This is a genomic window from Streptomyces sp. FXJ1.172 (assembly GCF_001636945.3).
Lineage (GTDB): Bacteria > Actinomycetota > Actinomycetes > Streptomycetales > Streptomycetaceae > Streptomyces.
In genome coordinates this window covers 1,728,550-1,745,734 of sequence record NZ_CP119133.2, presented here as the reverse complement: position 1 = coordinate 1,745,734, position 17,185 = coordinate 1,728,550, and the positions used below count along the sequence as shown (strand labels likewise).

14 protein-coding genes are annotated in these 17,185 nt (G+C 73.6%); 5 read left to right on the top strand and 9 right to left on the bottom strand.

Features of this window, described 5'->3' with window-relative positions:
- Positions 1–20: 20 nt before the first annotated feature.
- A complete protein-coding gene (locus A6P39_RS07835; protein ID WP_067043263.1) occupies positions 21–905 on the bottom strand; it encodes a LysR family transcriptional regulator in 885 nt (294 codons plus the stop codon).
- 120 nt (positions 906–1,025) lie between these two features.
- Here A6P39_RS07835 and A6P39_RS07830 point away from each other — a divergent pair, with 120 nt between their 5' ends.
- The 5 genes from A6P39_RS07830 to A6P39_RS07810 all read left to right on the top strand — a co-directional run bounded on the left by A6P39_RS07830 (position 1,026) and on the right by A6P39_RS07810 (position 6,288).
- Positions 1,026–1,697 (top strand): succinate dehydrogenase, encoded by a 672-nt coding sequence (locus A6P39_RS07830; protein ID WP_067043266.1) that lies wholly within the window; start codon positions 1,026–1,028, stop codon positions 1,695–1,697.
- Between the two features lies 1 nt (position 1,698).
- Complete coding sequence (locus A6P39_RS07825) at positions 1,699–3,648, top strand: fumarate reductase/succinate dehydrogenase flavoprotein subunit (RefSeq protein ID WP_067043269.1); 1,950 nt, start codon at positions 1,699–1,701, stop codon at positions 3,646–3,648.
- Positions 3,645–4,394 carry a succinate dehydrogenase/fumarate reductase iron-sulfur subunit gene (locus A6P39_RS07820; RefSeq protein WP_067043272.1) on the top strand — a complete coding sequence of 250 codons (750 nt, stop codon included), beginning with the start codon at positions 3,645–3,647 and terminating at the stop codon, positions 4,392–4,394. The genes A6P39_RS07825 and A6P39_RS07820 overlap by 4 nt, the downstream gene beginning before the upstream one ends.
- Before the next feature lie 260 nt (positions 4,395–4,654).
- Positions 4,655–5,425 (top strand): GNAT family N-acetyltransferase, encoded by a 771-nt coding sequence (locus tag A6P39_RS07815; protein ID WP_067043275.1) that lies wholly within the window; start codon positions 4,655–4,657, stop codon positions 5,423–5,425.
- Positions 5,425–6,288 (top strand): lysophospholipid acyltransferase family protein, encoded by an 864-nt coding sequence (locus A6P39_RS07810; protein ID WP_079133263.1) that lies wholly within the window; start codon positions 5,425–5,427, stop codon positions 6,286–6,288. Before A6P39_RS07815 ends, A6P39_RS07810 begins: the two co-directional genes overlap by 1 nt.
- Here A6P39_RS07810 and A6P39_RS07805 read toward each other — a convergent pair.
- The 8 genes from A6P39_RS07805 to A6P39_RS07770 form a co-directional block, all read right to left on the bottom strand.
- Positions 6,285–9,629 carry an SAV_2336 N-terminal domain-related protein gene (locus A6P39_RS07805; protein ID WP_331454104.1) on the bottom strand — a complete coding sequence of 1,115 codons (3,345 nt, stop codon included), beginning with the start codon at positions 9,627–9,629 and terminating at the stop codon, positions 6,285–6,287. The two genes, A6P39_RS07810 and A6P39_RS07805, sit on opposite strands and share 4 nt — an antisense overlap.
- A 2-nt stretch (positions 9,630–9,631) precedes the next feature.
- Entirely contained in the window at positions 9,632–10,582 is a 951-nt protein-coding gene (locus A6P39_RS07800; RefSeq protein WP_067043282.1) for an AAA family ATPase, read from the bottom strand.
- A complete protein-coding gene (locus A6P39_RS07795; RefSeq protein WP_067043285.1) occupies positions 10,579–12,723 on the bottom strand; it encodes a VMAP-C domain-containing protein in 2,145 nt (714 codons plus the stop codon). Before A6P39_RS07795 ends, A6P39_RS07800 begins: the two co-directional genes overlap by 4 nt.
- Positions 12,724–12,726: 3 nt before the next feature.
- A complete protein-coding gene (locus tag A6P39_RS07790) occupies positions 12,727–13,143 on the bottom strand; it encodes a CU044_2847 family protein (RefSeq protein ID WP_067043397.1) in 417 nt (138 codons plus the stop codon).
- 99 nt (positions 13,144–13,242) lie between these two features.
- Complete coding sequence (locus A6P39_RS07785) at positions 13,243–15,573, bottom strand: ATP-binding cassette domain-containing protein (RefSeq protein ID WP_067043288.1); 2,331 nt, start codon at positions 15,571–15,573, stop codon at positions 13,243–13,245.
- A 33-nt stretch (positions 15,574–15,606) separates the two neighbouring features.
- Positions 15,607–15,801: an antitoxin gene (locus A6P39_RS07780; protein WP_067043292.1), complete on the bottom strand. Its 195-nt coding sequence runs from the start codon at positions 15,799–15,801 to the stop codon at positions 15,607–15,609.
- A 73-nt stretch (positions 15,802–15,874) separates the two neighbouring features.
- Positions 15,875–16,882, bottom strand: a complete 1,008-nt coding sequence (locus A6P39_RS07775) for an LLM class flavin-dependent oxidoreductase (protein ID WP_067043295.1) — start codon at positions 16,880–16,882, stop codon at positions 15,875–15,877.
- A gap of 66 nt (positions 16,883–16,948) precedes the next feature.
- A complete protein-coding gene (locus tag A6P39_RS07770) occupies positions 16,949–17,164 on the bottom strand; it encodes a dodecin (protein WP_067043298.1) in 216 nt (71 codons plus the stop codon).
- Positions 17,165–17,185 lie beyond the last annotated feature (21 nt).

The window sequence follows — 17,185 nt, the reverse complement described above, 5'->3', positions numbered from 1 at the left end:
GGCCTCCGCCGCGGATCCGCTCAGCGCTCCAGCAGCATCCGCTGCAACTCCCGTGCCGCGCGCGGCGGAGCGACGTCACTGCGGTGCGCCAGTGCGATCGTCCGGTGCAGTCCGGGCCGGGCCAGCGGGGTCACCCTCAGGCCGCGCCCGGACCGGGACGCGACCATGCGCGGGACGACGGCCGCGCCCAGCCCCGCCCGCACGAACCCCAGCACCGCGTCCATCTCGCCGCCCTCGACCGCGAATTCGGGCTCGAAGCCCGCCGCCCGGCATGCAGCGACAGTCAGCTCCCTGAGGTCGTAGCCGTGCCGGAACATCACCAGCCGCTCACCCTCCAGGTCGGCGATGCGTGCGGACCGGCTGCCCCGGCCGGGCGCCGGTGTCTCCGGTGACGACACGACCACCAGCTCCTCCCGCAACAGCTCCACCGTCGACAGCGCGGGCGCGGGCGTCGGCAGCGGCAGGACGATCAACGCAAGGTCCAGAGCGCCCCGCGCCAGCTCCCGTACCAGGTCGTGCGAGCCGCTCTCCTCGATCAGCAGCCGGATGCCGGGGTAGCGGTCGTGGAAGGCGCGCAGCACGTCCGGCAGCAGGCCCGTGCACAGGCTCGGCGTCGCCCCCAGCCGCACCCGCCCCCGGCGCAGCTGCACCAGCTCCTGCACCTCGTACCGGGCCGTGTCCGCGTCGGCCAGGATCCGCCGGGCGAGCGGCAGCAGCGCCTCGCCCGCGTCGGTCAGCGTGATGTTGCCCCGGGCGCGCAGGAACAGATCCGCGCCCAGCTCCCGCTCCAGCGCCTTGATCTGCTGCGACAACGACGGCTGGGCGACATGCACCAGCTCGGCGGCCCGGGTGAAGTGCCGGGTCTCGGCCACGGCCACGAAGTACTGGAGCTGCTGGAACTGCATCCAGCCAGGATAGCCTCTCCCTATCGAAACAAGCTGGACCATGTCTTGGACCGATCGGGTCCCCCGGTCCTAGCGTTCTGTGCCATGGCTCTGGCAACGCGGACGGACCGACGGCCGTCCATGGCACGCACGATGTGGGACTCCTCCGTCGGCAAGAAGACCGTGATGGCCGTCAGCGGCCTGATCATGCTGGCGTACCTGGTGGCGCACATGATCGGCAACCTGAAGATCTACTTCGGTCCGGGCGAGTTCAACGACTACGGCCACTGGCTGCGCCGCATCGGCGAGCCGTTCATGCACCACATGTGGACGCTGTGGCTCATCCGGATCGTCATGGTCGTCGCCGTGGTCGCCCACGCCACGTCCGCGTACCAGCTCAGCCGCCGGGACATCAAGGCACGGCCCACCAAGTACGTGCACTCCAGGCCCCGGGCGAGCTACGCCACCCGCACCATGCGCTGGGGCGGGATCATCCTCGGCCTGTTCGTGATCTGGCACGTCCTGGACCTGACCACCGGCACCGTGCACCCCGGCCGCTTCGAGCACGGCCACCCGTACCAGAACGTCGTCTCCGACTTCTCCCACTGGTACAGCAACGTCATCTACATCGTCGCGATGCTCGCGCTCGGCCTGCACATCCGGCACGGCTTCTGGAGCGCCGCGCAGACCCTCGGCGTCGGCAGCCGCACCCGCGACCGCGCCCTGAAGACCATCGCCGACGTCCTCGCGCTGCTGCTCACGGCCGGCTTCATCGCCGTACCCGTGGGCGTCATGACCGGAGTGGTGAACTGACATGACCGAATACGTGAACTACGCGACGGGCGAGCCGGTCATCGACGCCAAGGCCCCGTCCGGCCCGGTCCACGAGCGCTGGGACAAGCGCCGCTTCGAGGCCAAGCTCGTCAACCCCGCCAACCGGCGCAAGCACACGGTCATCGTCGTCGGCACCGGGCTCGCCGGCGGGTCCGCGGGTGCCACGCTCGCCGAACAGGGCTACCACGTCGTCCAGTTCTGCTACCAGGACTCCCCGCGCCGCGCCCACTCCATCGCGGCGCAGGGCGGCATCAACGCGGCGAAGAACTACCGCAACGACGGCGACTCGGTCCACCGGCTCTTCTACGACACCGTCAAGGGCGGGGACTTCCGCGCCCGCGAGTCCAACGTCCACCGCCTCGCGCAGATCTCCGTCGAGATCATCGACCAGTGCGTGGCCCAGGGCGTGCCCTTCGCCCGCGAGTACGGCGGGCTGCTCGACACCCGCTCCTTCGGCGGTGTCCAGGTCTCGCGTACGTTCTACGCCCGCGGCCAGACGGGGCAGCAACTGCTCCTCGGCGCCTACCAGGCGCTGTCGAGGCAGATCGCCGCCGGGAACGTGGAGATGCATCCGCGCACCGAGATGCTGGACCTGGTCGTCGTGGACGGGCGGGCGCGCGGCATCGTGGCCCGCGACCTGATCACCGGGAAGATCGACACGTACTTCGCCGACGCCGTCGTCCTCGCCTCCGGCGGATACGGAAACGTCTTCTACCTCTCCACCAACGCCATGAACTCCAACGCGACCGCGATCTGGCGGGCGCACCGGCGTGGCGCGTACTTCGCCAACCCCTGCTTCACCCAGATCCATCCGACCTGCATCCCGCGCACCGGCGACCACCAGTCCAAGCTGACACTGATGAGCGAGTCGCTGCGCAACGACGGCCGGATCTGGGTGCCCCGGGCCAAGGGCGACACCCGCCCGCCGGACCAGATCCCCGAGGACGAGCGCGACTACTACCTGGAGCGCATCTACCCGTCCTTCGGCAACCTTGTCCCGCGCGACATCGCCTCCCGGGCCGCGAAGAACGTCTGCGACGAGGGCAGGGGGGTCGGCCCCGGCGGCCAGGGCGTGTACCTGGACTTCGCCGACGCCATCCGGCGGATGGGCCGGGCGGCGGTCGAGGCCAGGTACGGCAACCTCTTCGACATGTACCAGCGGATCACCGACGAGGACCCGTACCAGGTGCCGATGCGGATCTACCCGGCCGTGCACTACACGATGGGCGGCCTGTGGGTCGACTACGACCTGCAGACCACCGTCCCCGGCCTGTTCGCGATCGGAGAGGCCAACTTCTCCGACCACGGCGCCAACCGGCTCGGCGCCTCCGCGCTGATGCAGGGCCTCGCCGACGGCTACTTCGTGCTGCCGGCCACCCTCAACGACTACCTGGCCCGCAACCCGCACCAGGAGCCGCTGACCGCCGAACACCCCGCCGTGCAGGAGGTGCTGGCCGAGACCGAGGACCGGCTGGCCCTGCTCCTCGCGGTGGACGGCGACCGCACCCCGGACTCCTTCCACCGCGAACTCGGCGAACTGATGTGGGAGTTCTGCGGCATGGCCCGCACCGACTCCGGGCTGCGCAAGGCCCTGGAGCGCATCCCGCAGATCCGCGAGGAGTTCTGGCGGCGCATCAAGGTGCCCGGCACCGGCGAGGAGTTCAACCAGTCGCTGGAGAAGGCCAACCGCATCGTCGACTACCTGGAGCTGGCCGAGCTGATGTGCCTCGACGCGCTGCACCGTGCCGAGTCCTGCGGCGGCCACTTCCGCGAGGAGTCCCAGACCCCCGACGGCGAAGCGGCCCGCAGGGACGAGGAGTTCGGCTACGCGGCCGCCTGGGAGTTCACCGGCACCGGGGCGGCTCCCACCCTGCACAAGGAAGACCTGGTCTTCGAGTACGTCCACCCCACCCAGCGGAGCTACGCATGAGGCTCACCCTGCGCGTCTGGCGCCAGAAGAACGCCGACGCCGAAGGAACGATGTCCACGTACGAGGTGGACGGCATCTCGTCCGACATGTCCTTCCTGGAGATGCTGGACGTCCTCAACGAACAGCTCATCCTGTCCGGCGAGGACCCCGTCGCCTTCGACCACGACTGCCGCGAGGGCATCTGCGGCGCCTGCTCCCTCGTGATCAACGGCGACGCGCACGGCCCCGAGCGCACCACCACCTGCCAGCTGCACATGCGGTCCTTCCAGGACGGCGACACGATCGACGTCGAGCCGTGGCGGGCCGCCGCGTTCCCGGTGGTCAAGGACCTCGTCGTCGACCGGTCCGCGTTCGACCGGATCATCCAGGCAGGCGGATACGTCACCGCGCCCACGGGTTCCGCGCCGGAGGCGCACGCCACGCCGGTGCCCAAGGCCGACGCCGACTTCGCCTTCGAGCACGCGGAGTGCATCGGCTGCGGGGCGTGCGTGGCCGCGTGCCCCAACGGCGCGGCGATGCTGTTCACCTCCGCCAAGGTCAACCACCTGAACGTGCTGCCCCAGGGCGCGCCCGAGCGGGAGACGCGGGTGCTGGACATGGTGGCGCAGATGGACACCGAGGGCTTCGGCGGGTGCACGCTGACCGGCGAGTGTGCCACCGCCTGCCCGAAGGGGATTCCGCTGGTGTCCATCACCAGCATGAACAAGGAGTGGCTGCGGGCCACCCGCAAGGCGGGCCGGCGGTAGCGCGGCCGACAGGGACGTTCGCCGACACGGAGGCGGGCGGGCGGGGCCGGGAGTGGTGCTCATCCCCGGCCCCGTCTGGATTCCCGCCCTCGGCGGGCCCACTCCCGTGATCGCCGGGGACCCGGCGTTCAGCATTCCCACATCCTCGCTCCGGGCACAGGTCACGCGCACGCCAACCGGCATCGGAAGAACAGGAGCGACGGGCCGTACGCACCGAACCCGTCGCCGTCGCCGAACCGGCCCGTGACCAGGAGTGAGCCATGACCGGCGTGTCCACCCTCGACCGTCCCCCGCAGCCCGCGGCACCCGTCCGCTACACCGTCACCCTCGCCCGCGACGAGGACGACGTACGAGCCGCACAGCGGCTGCGGCACGACGTCTTCGCCGGGGAGATGGGGGCCCTGCTGGCCACCCCGCAGCCGGGCCTCGACATCGACGCCTTCGACGCCCACTGCGACCACCTGCTGGTCCGCGACACCGTGAGCGGCCAGGTCGTCGGCACCTACCGGCTGCTGCCCCCGGAGCGGGCCGCGGTCGCCGGCCGGCTCTACTCCGAGGGCGAGTTCGAACTGACCGCGCTCGACGCGATCCGGCCCTCGCTGGTCGAGGTCGGCCGCTCCTGCGTGCACCCCGACCACCGCGACGGCGCCGTCATCAGCCTGATCTGGGCCGGCATCGCCCGCTACATGACCGACCGCGGCCACGAGTGGCTGGCGGGCTGCTGCTCGGTGCCGCTCGCCGACGGCGGGGCCCTCGCGAGCGCCACCTGGGAGCGGGTGCGCGCCAAGCACCTGGCCCCCGAGGAGTTCCGGGTACGGCCGCTGCTGCCGTGGACCCCGAACGCCGAGGCCCCCGCCGTCCCCGGCGAGCTGCCCGCCCTGCTGCGCGGCTACCTCCGCCTCGGCGCCCGGGTGTGCGGCGAGCCCGCGCACGACGTGGACTTCGGGGTCGCCGACCTGTACGTGCTGCTGTCGATGCGCCGGGTCAACCCGCGCTATCTGCGGCACTTCCTCTCCCTCGTGCCGGCCTGATGAGCGTCTGGCTGCCCAGCGCGCCCTGCACCCCGGGCGCCTGTGTGGAGCCGGCCCGCACCGCGGCGGCCGTACCGCGGGCGGTGCTGCGGCTGACCGCCGTGGTGGCCCTGCTGCTGGCCGGGATCGCGCTGTCCCCGCTCGGCGGGAGGATCCCCGCCGAGTGGGTCAGGCGCTGGTGCCGGGCGATCGTGCGGGCCATGGGGGTCCGGGTCCGCCTCTTCGGCACCCCCGCTCCGGCCGGCGGACTGCTGCTGGTCGCCAACCACGTCTCGTGGCTGGACATCCCGCTGCTGTCCGCCGTACGCCCCGCCCGCATGCTCGCCAAGACCGAGATCCGGCAGTGGCCGGTGGCGGGGCCCCTGGCCGCGCGCGGCGGGGCGCTGTTCATCGAGCGCGACCGGCTGCGCGCCCTGCCCGGGACGGTCGACCGGATCGCGGAGGCGCTCGGCGCGGGCGCGGCCGTGGCCGCCTTCCCCGAGGGCAGCACCTGGTGCGGGCGGGCCCACGGCCGCTTCCACCGGGCCGTCTTCCAGGCCGCCCTCGACGCGGGCGTGCCCGTACAGCCGGTCGGCCTGCGCTACCGGCAGGAGGACGGCGGGCCCGGCACGGCGGCGGCGTTCGTCGGCGAGGACACCCTGCTCGCCTCCCTGTGGCGGGTGGCCCGCGCCCGGGGCCTGGTCGCCGAGGTGGAGATACGGCCGGTGATACCGCCGGGCACCCACCCGGACCGCCGCGCCCTCGCGCATGCCGCCCAGCCGGTCGCCGCGGAGCCCGCCTGGACCCACACGGCCCTGGTCACGGGCCGGCCCGTGCAGGCATCGCACGTCCCCGCGGGACAGCCGCCGAAGAAGCCGACCTAGTCGAGGGGGCGTACGACCAGCTCCGCCAGCCGCAGGAAGGCCTCCGCGGTGGCCGCGCGCAGATCCTTCAGCTCCCAGTGCGCCGACTGCAGCGCGGCGTCGAAGGGCACGTGCACCACCCGGTCGGACTGGATGCGCAGCTGCCAGTGGAAGTCGTGGGGCAGCTCCCGGCGGTAGGAGCCGTCGGTCCGGGTGGCGACGACGACTGCCTGGTGCGCCAGCTCATGACGCCCGGTCTCCCGGATCTGGTCGAGGATGTCCACCGCGGCGTCGCGGGACGAGTCGCCGGTGCCGCAGCACACGATCAGCCGGTCCGTGTGGTCGAGGATCACCTCCAGCGTCGGGTCCAGGCGCACCGGCGCCCAGTCGGTCAGGACGAAGGAGTAGTACGGCGCCGTGTGGGCCAGTACCCGCAGGTACTCCTGGGCGTGCGCGGAGTTGGGCCCGTAGTGCCCCGCGCGGTGCGCGAGCACCTCCAGGCCCGAGGGCAGGCGCGTGGTGCGGTCGCGGATCCGCTCGTACGACGGGCCGAGCGGCAGGGCGGCCAGATCCCGCGGCACGGCCCGGTTGCGGTCCCGGGGCAGGAAGTCGGCGAGGGCGCCTTCGGTGGCTGCCCCGTCGACGGCGAGGACGGGTTCGGACCGTACGGCGGCCAGCAGCGAGCCCAGCGCGATCGTCGCGGTGGCCCGGCCGCTGTAGTGGTGGGCGCTGATCAGCGTCAGACGCCTGCTGAACTGCAGGGGCACGCGCACCCGTTCCAGGCGTTGCCTGGTCTGCGGGCGGGACGCCCTGAAGCGGGACAGCGGCAGCTGCACGGCCCGCGACGTCTCCCGGGACCCGGCCTGACGGGTCAGCGGTACGGGTGCGGCCGGCCGGCCGGCCGGCGGCAGGGCCGGTTCCGGCGTGTCGTCGCCGGTCCGCAGCCGGGCCATGGCGATGTACCGGGCCAGGGCATCGGCGACCTCACTGGCGGTGGGGCGGCGGGCCGGGTCGTCGTCGAGGCAGCGCAGCACCAGCCGCCGCAGCTGCTCCCAGCCGTCGCCCTGCCACAGATGCATGCCCTCCGGCAGACTCGGCACCTCCACGCCCGCCTTGCTGCTGATCAGCTGCAGCAGCGCGCCCAGCGCCCGCATGCTGTCCGCGGCGGTGGGCGCCGGGCCCGAGCCCAGATAGCGGCCGTCGACGGCGTAGTCGGACAGATCGGCGAGCGCCACGGTGCGGCGCAGCACGTACACGCTGTCCATGCCGAAGTCGGCGGGCACCAGCCCGCCGGCGTGACACAGGGCGAGCGCGTTCGCCAGATGCCAGGACACCAGCAGGCCGCGCACGAGGTCGAACGGGGCGGTGCCGTCCTGCAGCGACTGGGCGAACACCTCGGACAGCCGCGGCGGCCGGCCGTCCCGGTCCTCCCGGTCACCGATCGGCGCCATCGCCAGCCAGGGTGGGGAGTCCTCCGGGCCGGAGGCGAGCAGGGCGGGCGCGTACTGCCCCTGCAGCCGCGACAGCGCCTCGGCCTCCATGGTGATCAACTGGGCGTTGGCCGCCGGGAGATCGGGCCGTGGCGTGCGCAGCACCGCCTCGGTGCCCTGCGCGTCGGTGCCCCGGTACAGGATCGTACGGCGGCCCCGGCGCCGGTCGCGCAGGGTGTACGGGCCGAGCCGCACCGGGTCCGCGCCGGTGAGCGGCGCCCAGCCGTCGGCCCCGTCGACGGCCGGCTCCGGCGCCTGTGCGGGCAGGCCGGGGATCCGGTCGAAGGACACCCCGAACCGGGCGAGCAGCCGGCGCTCGACACTGGTGAACGGCTGGTGGGTGCCCGGCAGATGGGCGGAGCCGTCCGGATGGGCCAGCCAGGCCGGGAAGTCGGGCGAGTTGCCCGCGAGTTCCTCCAGATGACGGCCGATCCGGCGGCTGGTGCGCAGCAGTTCGGCCTGCGGGACGGAGTCCAGGAGCACCGACTTGGACTCCTCGGCGAAGTCGAACACCCGGTGCTTGGCGGGCAGCGGGCCGGGCACCGGCGCCGGATGCGGCCGGACCAGACCGCCGAGGAACACCTCCGCCAGATGCGAGGTCGTGGCCGGCCACGGGACCGCCGACTGCACCAGCCGCATCACCGGCACCGACAGCGGGGAGACCGCCGCGAGATGGGCCGCCAGCCGGTACGCCTCCGGGGTGGCCGCGTCCCGGAAGTGCTGGGCACTGGTCAGAGCCCGGGCGTCGGCCACGCTGCCGTACAGGTCGGGGCCGGCCAGCAGGGGCAGCTCCACGGTGGTGCCGGGCGAGGCGAGCAGCCGTGCCCACTCCCGCAGCGACTCGGCCGTCGGTTCCAGGACGGGCACCGGCACCCCGCCGAAGGCGGACAGCTCCGGCGGCAGCACCGGATCGGCCACCTCCCAGGCCGAGTTGGCGCCCCCGATCCGCCGGGTGGTGGCCTGCCAGCGCTCGGCGGCGATGCCGGAGGCCTCCCACATGTCCGGCGGCAGCGTCTGCAGGACCGCGGCCGGTCCCCGGGACGCCCACCCGGCCAGCAGCCGGTGCAGGGCACCGGAGCGCCATGCGGCGCCCATGCCGTCGCTGACGACGAGAACGAGGGTGCGGCCCGAGGGGTCGTTGACCGTGCTCAGCGGCAGCGCGCCGCTCCCGGGCTTGAACGGCCGTGCGTGCAGGCGCGGTTCGCGGGCGGAACGGGTGTCGAGGCCGAGCACCCGGGTGGTCGCGAAGGCCCCCAGCCGCTCCAGCAGAGTGCGCAGTTCGGCGCCGAGCCGGTGCCACAGCAGCATCGACAGGCCGTCGTCGACGAGCAGCGCCAGGTTCAGCCAGCGTTCCCGCACCGGCCGTTCCACCACGTCGGGCAGACCCGTCTCGGCGAGCTGGGTGGCGGTGCGCTCCTCGTCGATCTCCGTGCGGTATCGGCTGTCGAGGCGGCGGCGCAACGGCCGTAGCGCCCGGCTCAGTTCCAGTTCGTCGGCGAGGGCCTTGTCCTCCGGCACCCGCACCGGCATCGCCCGGCGGGGCTCGGGCGCGGACGGGGCGAGCCGCACCTCCGGCACCGGGGACCGCCGGGCCGCCGCGTACAGGGCGGGGGCGGTGAGGTCGGGCAGATCGGAGTCGTCGGGATCCGGCGCCTGCGTCTGCGGGGCGGCCGGGCCGGGCTCAGGGGCGTCGGGGCCGGGCGCGAGACGGCTCGGCACCGGCGGCGGTTCGCGCAGCAGCGGGGCGTCGGTGCCGGCGGGCAGGCGGCGGGCGAGCCAGAGCACGTCGAGGACCTGGTCGGCGTCCAGGTCGTGCCCGCAGGCCGCCAGCACCCGCAGTGCCTCGGCCAGCCGCCCGCCCCCGCCCGCCACGGTCACATCGCCCCGGTGAGCTGGTGCAGTACGGCGTCCAGCAGCCCGTCCGCATCCAGGTCGACGCCCGCGGTGCGCAGGAACACGGCGTTCAGCAGCTGGTCGGTGGCGAGTTCGCCGAGGGCGCGGCGGCGCAGGAAGGCGTCGATCAGATCGTCGGCCTCGCGCAGCGCGTCCTCGCCCAGGTGCGCGACGACGATGGTGCGCAGCCGCTCCTCGTCGGGCACCGGCAGCTCGAGCCGCAGACAGCGGCGCAGGAACGCCGGCGGGAAGTCCCGCTCGCCGTTGCTGGTGATGATCACGACCGGGAACTCGGCGCACTGCACGAGCCCTTGGTGCACCCGGACCGTGCCCCGGTGGTCGGAGGTCTGCACCTCCACGTCGGCGGTGTCCTCCGGCAGCCGCACCAGCTCCTTGACCTCGAAGTAGCCCTCCTCGAACACGGTGAGCAGATCGTTGGGCAGGTCGACGTCGCCCTTGTCCATCTCGTCGATGAGCAGACAGCGCGGCGCGGCCGACGCCACCAGCGCCGTACCGAGCGGCCCGAGGCGGATGAACTGCCCGATGGAGGGTTCGCGTTCACCGCGGTCCCGGCTGAGCGTGGTCTCCCGCAGCCGGCCGATGGCGTCGTACACGTACAGCGCGTCCGGCACGGTGGAGCGGCTGGTGACGGACCAGCGCAGCAGCTCGCCGAGGCACAGCTCGAGCGCGACGGCCCGGGCGAGCGACGACTTGCCGGTGCCCGCGGGCCCGGTCACCAGCAGCGGACGGCGCAGATGCAGCGCCGCGTTGACGATGTCGGCGTGCCGCGGGTCGATCACGTAGGGCAGCTGCGGACGCGGGGCGCGCGCCGGGGCGAAGCGCCGCCAGGGCGGGGCGGAGGGCAGGGCGACGTCCCGGGGCACGCCGTCGCCCCGGAACAGGCGCCACTCGGCGCCGGCGGCGGATGTCATGGGCCCTCCTGGGGTTCGGACAGATGCAGACGCGGGACGGTGCGGTCGGCGTCGGCCCAGGCGAGGACCGGACGGCCGGGGAACTCGGGCGGATTGGCCTGGGCGCTCGCCCGGTAGCTGTGGACGCCGTCGGGCAGCTCCCGGGTGGCGACTTCCGCCATCTGCCGGACGCTGTGCGAGGGGCCGTCCTCGCCGCGGTCCCACAGCACCACAGGTATGCCCAGGGCCAGGCAGGTCTGCACGATGCGGTCCCGAGGAGGCCCGGGGGGCACGTCCACGAAGACGCGTACCGTGTCGAGTTGGTTGACGAGCTGCGAGTAGAGCGCGTCCCGGTCGCCGGGATCGGAGACGACGAGCGCCTTGCCGGTGTCCAGACGGCTCCATCTGCTGCGCCAGCGGGCGACGAACCGCCCGTTGCGACGCAGGAGTTCGGGGCAGTGCACGACCAGCGGGAACTCCACGCCGAGCACACCGGGCACCAGCTCGGCCGGATCCCGGACCGCCCACTCGTCCACGGGCAGATTGAGACCGCCGCGGTCGACGAGCACCTCCACCAGCGGCGGGCGTTCGTCCTCGGGCGGGGGAGTGAGCGAGTCCAGGACCCGCAGCACCTCGCGGGCCGCCTCCGAGGCCGTGTACGTCCGCACGCTCTCGGTGGACACCTGGCGGGGCCCGGCACCCTCGTCGCACCAGATCCGCAGCCGGTGCCGGCCCCGCCCGGCCTTCGTCACCTGCACCAGGACCCGCACGCGCGCGGCCCGTCCGCGCACCGAACGCGCCCACTCCTGGGCGTCGTAGCGCCGTTCGCCCAGCGCGGAGCGGTCGATGCCGAGCCGGACGGCCACCGCGTCCGACCACATCCGCAGCCGGGCCCGCCGGGGCTCGGGGACGAGGGCGCCGATGTACTCGATCACCCGCAGCAGCGCGGGCACCCGGCGCTCGTCGCCGCTGGCGTGCCCGTCGCCCGGCAGGATCTCCAGGTGGTCGACCAGCGCGTCCGGGCTGTCGTCGCCCGGCTGGGCCGCCAGGTGCGGTAACGCGGCACGGACCGCCTCGGGGAACCGTCCGGTCACCGCGGGGTCGAGGGCGCGCAGATGCCCGCGCAGATCCGCGTACTCGGACGGGGTCAGCAGCCGCGGGGTGCGGGACAGGGCGCCCGCGGTGAGCAGCCGGTCGGCGGACCTCGGGTCGTCCCGGCGCAGCAGACCGGTCAGCGCCGCCAGCGCGCGGGGATGCGTCAGCAGGAACGCGGCGAACTCCTCGGCGGAGGGCGGGCGGACGTCGCTGTCGTGCGCCACCGCGCACAGCCGGGCCAGCCGGCGGGCACAGTCGCCCCGCCCGCTGGGGGAGGGGAGCGCGTCCTCGATGGCCGCCACCAGCAGCTCGTAGGCGTGCTCGTCGGTGTCGGGCGGCAGGGGCCGGGCCCGCTCCAGCACGCCCAGGGGCTGCAGTTCGGCCTCGACGGCCTGCCAGGGGATGACCCAGCTGCGCCGGATGACGTTCTGGAAGTCGAGCGGGAGCGGATGTCCGGCGGCGTCCACCGGCATGAAGTGCCCGGCGACCAGCCCGACCACGGCGTTCTCCTCCTGGCACCACAGCGGGCCACCGCTGTAGCCGGGGCCGATCGCCATCCCGGTGGCCGCGCCGTCGACGTAGCCGTGCGGGCCGTGCAGGGCGGCGACGGTGAGCCGGGCGACGGTGGAGTCGCGGCTGCTGCCGTGCCAGGCGTGGAGCTTCTGGCCGACCGACAGGGAGCTTTGGCGGGGGCCGCCCGGCAGCCCCGGGGCCGCGATGTCGACCCGCAGTACGGCGAGGTCGCCGAGCCACTCACGAGTCCCCGGTCTCAGCCGCCCGCCGTCCCGGCTGCGGGGCGGGATCCAGTGAGCCACCCGGGCGAAGGTGCGCTGGGTGGCGAGGGCGGACGTGCGCACCTCGAGGGGCACGTTCCGGGGGCCCGGGGATGTGGGGTGGAACATGTCCCGGCCCAGCGCGGCATTCACGACATGCGCGCAGGTCAGTACCGTGTCATGGCCGAGGACCAGCCCCGCACCCGCCGTTGTGTCGTCCTCGGCCCGCCGTACGGTCACGACGTACCGGGACGGATCGTCGCCGCCGTCCCCCGCGATGCGGAACCAGCCCACGCGTCACTCCGCGCGGATCGTGCCGCTGTCCGCGGCCGGCTTCCAGCTGGCGGTGACGGTGAGGTGCGCCTGCCCGGCAGCGCCCACGATCCCGAACTTCAGGTCCTGGCCCACCTGCACGCCGAAGGTCACGCTCAGCTCGGTCGGCGGCTCGGACACCGCCGTGGCGGCGTCGTGGACCTCCTGGAGGAGCGGGCCGATCGGCCGCAGCGCGCCCCGCAGCGCACCGGCGGCGAAGTTGGCGACGGCCCGGCCGCCCGCGCCGACCGGCACCACCGTGCCCAGGCCCGGGGGGAGGTCGTCGTCCTGCGCGGCGGGCGCCGCGCCCGCCTGGGGCGTGAGGAAGAACCGCACCGGCGTGCCGTCGTCGAGGCTGAGTTCGGGTTCTGGTCCGGCTGGACGTTCGGGTGAAAAGGACACGGCCACATTATCGTCAGGGATCACTCACCGGCCGCCCCGGCTGTCCAACTCGGTTACCACATCGATGCATTGGGCACGAGAGAGAGCCCTGCGTGGCGCTCAGGGCATGACCCGTGCCAGATACGGCGCCGTCGCGCTCGCCGCCGACCGGGCCACCCGCTGCGGCGGGCCGGACGCCACGATGCGCCCGCCCCGGTCGCCGCCGCCGGGTCCCAGGTCGACGACCCAGTCGGCGCCCGCGACCACCGTCATGTCGTGCTCGACGACCACGACCGTGTGCCCGGCGTCGACCAGCCCGTGCAGCCGCTCCATCAGCACCTCCACGTCGGCCGGGTGCAGCCCGGTGGTCGGCTCGTCCAGCAGGTACAGGGTGTGGCCGCGCCGCCCGCGCTGCAGCTCGCTCGCCAGCTTGATCCGCTGGGCCTCGCCGCCGGACAGCTCGGTCGCCGGCTGCCCGAGCCGCAGATAGCCGAGGCCCACGTCGAGCAGGGTGCCGAGGCTGCGGGCGGCGGCCGGGACGTCCCCGAAGAACTCCGCCGCCGCCTCCACGGTCAGATCGAGCACCTCGGCGATGTCCCGCCCCCGGTAGGCCACTTGGCGCGTCTCGGGGTTGTAGCGGGCGCCCCCGCAGTCGGGGCAGGGCGCGTACGTGCTCGGCAGGAACAGCAGCTCGACGCTGACGAACCCCTCGCCCTGGCAGGTCGCGCAGCGTCCTTCGGCCACGTTGAAGGAGAAGCGTCCGACGCCGTACCCGCGCGCCCGCGCCTCCTCGGTGCCGGCGAACACCTTGCGGACCACGTCGAACAGGCCGGTGTAGGTGGCCAGGTTGGACCGCGGGGTCCGCCCGATCGGCTTCTGGTCGACCCGTACCAGCCGCTCCACCCCTTCCAGTTCCTCCGTCAGCTCGCCGATGAGTGTGGACTTCCCGGAGCCGGACACCCCGGTGACGGCGGTGAACGCGCCGAGCGGGAACCGGGCCGTCACCGCACGCAGGTTGTGCCGGGTCACCGGTCCGACCGTCAGCCAGCCGCGCGGCTGCCTGACTTCGCGCGCCGGGCCGGGTGACTCGTCGAACAGGAAGGCCGCCGTGGCCGACTCCTCGACCGACGCCAGTTCGGCCGGCGGCCCGCTGTACAGCACGCGTCCGCCGTGCTCGCCCGCGCCGGGCCCGACGTCCACCAGCCAGTCGGCGCCGCGCACCACCTCCAGATGATGCTCCACCACGAACACCGAGTTGCCGGCGGCCTTCAGCCGCTCCAGCACGGTCAGCAGCGCCTCGGTGTCCGCCGGGTGCAGCCCGGCCGACGGCTCGTCCAGCACGTACACCACACCGAACAGCCCCGAGCGCAACTGCGTGGCCAGCCGCAGCCGTTGCAGCTCGCCTGCCGACAGGGTGGGGGTGGCCCGGTCGAGGCTGAGGTAGCCGAGGCCGAGTTCGGCCACGGGCGCGATCCTGGCCCTGAGGTCCTCGGTCAGCACGCGCGCGGTCTCGTCGTGACCGTCGAGCAGCCCGGCCAGGTCGGTCAGCGGCAGCGCGGCCAGCTCGGCGATGGTGCGCCCGCCGAAGGTCACCGCGAGCGCCTCCGGGCGCAGCCGGCTGCCCCCGCACTCAGGGCACGGCGCACTGGCCAGGAAACGCTCCGCCCTCGCCCGCAGCGTCTGGGACTTGGTGTCCGAGAACGTCTTCAGCACATAGCGCCGCGCGCTCATGTACGTGCCCTGGTACGGCCGTTGGATCCGCTTCGCGTCCCGGACCGGATGAACGGTGACGACCGGCTGCTCGTCCGTGAACAGGATCCACTCCCGCTCCTCGGCGGGCAGGTCGCGCCAGGGCCGGTCCACGTCGTGGCCGAGCGCGTCGAGGATGTCCCGCAGGTTCTTGCCCTGCCAGGCTCCCGGCCACGCGGCGATCGCTCCGTCGCGGACGGACAGCGCGGGGTCCGGGACCAGCAGCTCCTCGGTCGTCTCGTGCACCTGGCCGAGGCCGTGGCACCCGGGACAGGCACCGGCCGCCGTGTTCGGTGAGAACGCGTCCGAGTCGAGCCGCTCGGCGCCCGGCGGGTACGTTCCGGCGCGCGAGAACAGCATGCGCAGGGAGTTGGAGAGGTTGGTGACCGTGCCCACCGAGGAGCGCGAGGTGGGGGCCGAGCGGCGCTGCTGGAGCGAGACGGCCGGCGGCAGCCCGCTGATCTCGCCCACCTTGGGCGCCCCGACCTGGTGGATCAGCCGGCGTGCGTACGGCGCCACCGACTCGAAGTACCGCCGCTGGGCCTCGGCGTAGATCGTGCCGAACGCCAGCGACGACTTCCCCGAACCGGACACGCCGGTGAACACGGCCAGGACGTCCCGCGGGATGTCGACGTCGACACCCTTGAGGTTGTGCTCACGGGCGCCGCGGACGCGGACGAAGGGGTCGTGTGGACGGTGCATTTCAGGCGCAACTCTATCCGCGCCCGTGCGCGGCTACTGCGGAGGCTGGTCCTTGTCCTGGTCCTGGGCTCCGAGCTGTTCCTTCAGCTTGTCCTGCGCCGTGTCGACCTGGGAGCTGTACTTGCCCTGGGTCTTCTCGTCGAGCATGTCGCCCCCCTTGTCGATGCCCTTGCCGGCCTGCTCCTCATGGCCCTTGAGCATCTGCTTGAGCTTGTCCATCACGGACATGGCAGCCCTCCTCGTCGCTTGCGGCTTCCCCTCCCAGGTTCACCGGCCCCGGCCGCCTGCGCATCTCGGGACGTCAGCGGCCCGGGGCGAAGAGCGCGGCGAGCCGCCGGTAGGAGTCGAGCAGGGCCGTGCGGTCGTACGTGCTGGTCGTGACCAGGACCTCGTCGGCGCCCGACTCCTTGAGCACCGTCTCCAGCTCGTGCGCGACCTGCTCCGCGGTGCCGGCGAGGTGCCCGGCGAGGTGGGCGTCGTAGAAGCCGCGCTCCCTCGCGGTCATCGTGCGGGCCTCGGTCTCCTCGGCGGGGGCGAGCGGCGGGAAGGTGCCGTGCGTGCGGGAGTACGCCATCGACCAGGCCTCCGGGACCAGCAGCCGGCGCGCCTGAGCCTCGGTGCCGGCGAGCGCGACGGTGCCCGAGATCACGACGTACGGCTCGGCCGTCCAGGGGGAGGGGCGGAACCCGGAACGGTACTGGTCGATGCCGCGCAGCAGCTTCTCGCGGTCGCGGAGATCCCCGATGACCACGGGCAGCCCGGCGCGGGCCGCGATCCGCGCGCCCTCGCCCATGGCCAGCACGAACGGCGGCACCCGCAGGCCCTCCGGGGGACGGGCGTGCACCCCGGTCGGCGAGGTGCCCTCGAACCAGCCGAGCAGTTCGCCGAGCTGGGCCGCGAAGTCCCCGGCGGCCTCCCTGTCCCGGCCGAGGGCCTTGCGCACCCCGTCCGTGAAACCGACGGACCGCCCGAGTCCCATGTCGATCCGCCCGGGGAACACGGCCTCCAGGACGCCGAACTGCTCGGCGACGACGAGGGGCCGGTGGTTGGGCAGCATCACCCCGCCGGTGCCGACCCGGATCGTGCGGGTGGCGGCGGCGACCGCGGCCGCGAGCACGGTCGGCGCCGAACCGGCGACCCCGGGCACACCGTGGTGCTCGGACACCCAGAACCGGTGGTAGCCGAGCGCCTCCGCCTCCTGGGCCAGCGCGACGGTGTCCCGCAGCGCCTCGGCGGGGGGATGCCCCTCGCGGGTGCGGGAGCGGTCGAGGACGGAGAACCGGGTCCGGGCGATCACTGAGCTGCTCACACAGTGTTCAACGCCCTGCCCGGCCGGGGATTCCCGGGGCAGGTCCGCGCCCGGGGCGAGGACGGGTCAGTCGCCGTCCTCGATGCGGAAGCCGACCTTCAGGCCCACCTGGTAGTGCTCGATCCGCCCGTTCTCGATCTGCCCGCGGACCTGGGTCACCTCGAACCAGTCCAGGTTGCGCAGCGTCTGGTCGGCGCGCGCGATGCCGTTGCGGATGGCCTGGTCGACGCCCTCGTGCGAGGTGCCGACGATCTCGGTGACCCGGTAGGTGTGATTCGACATGCGGGTGCTCCTCTCGTGTCA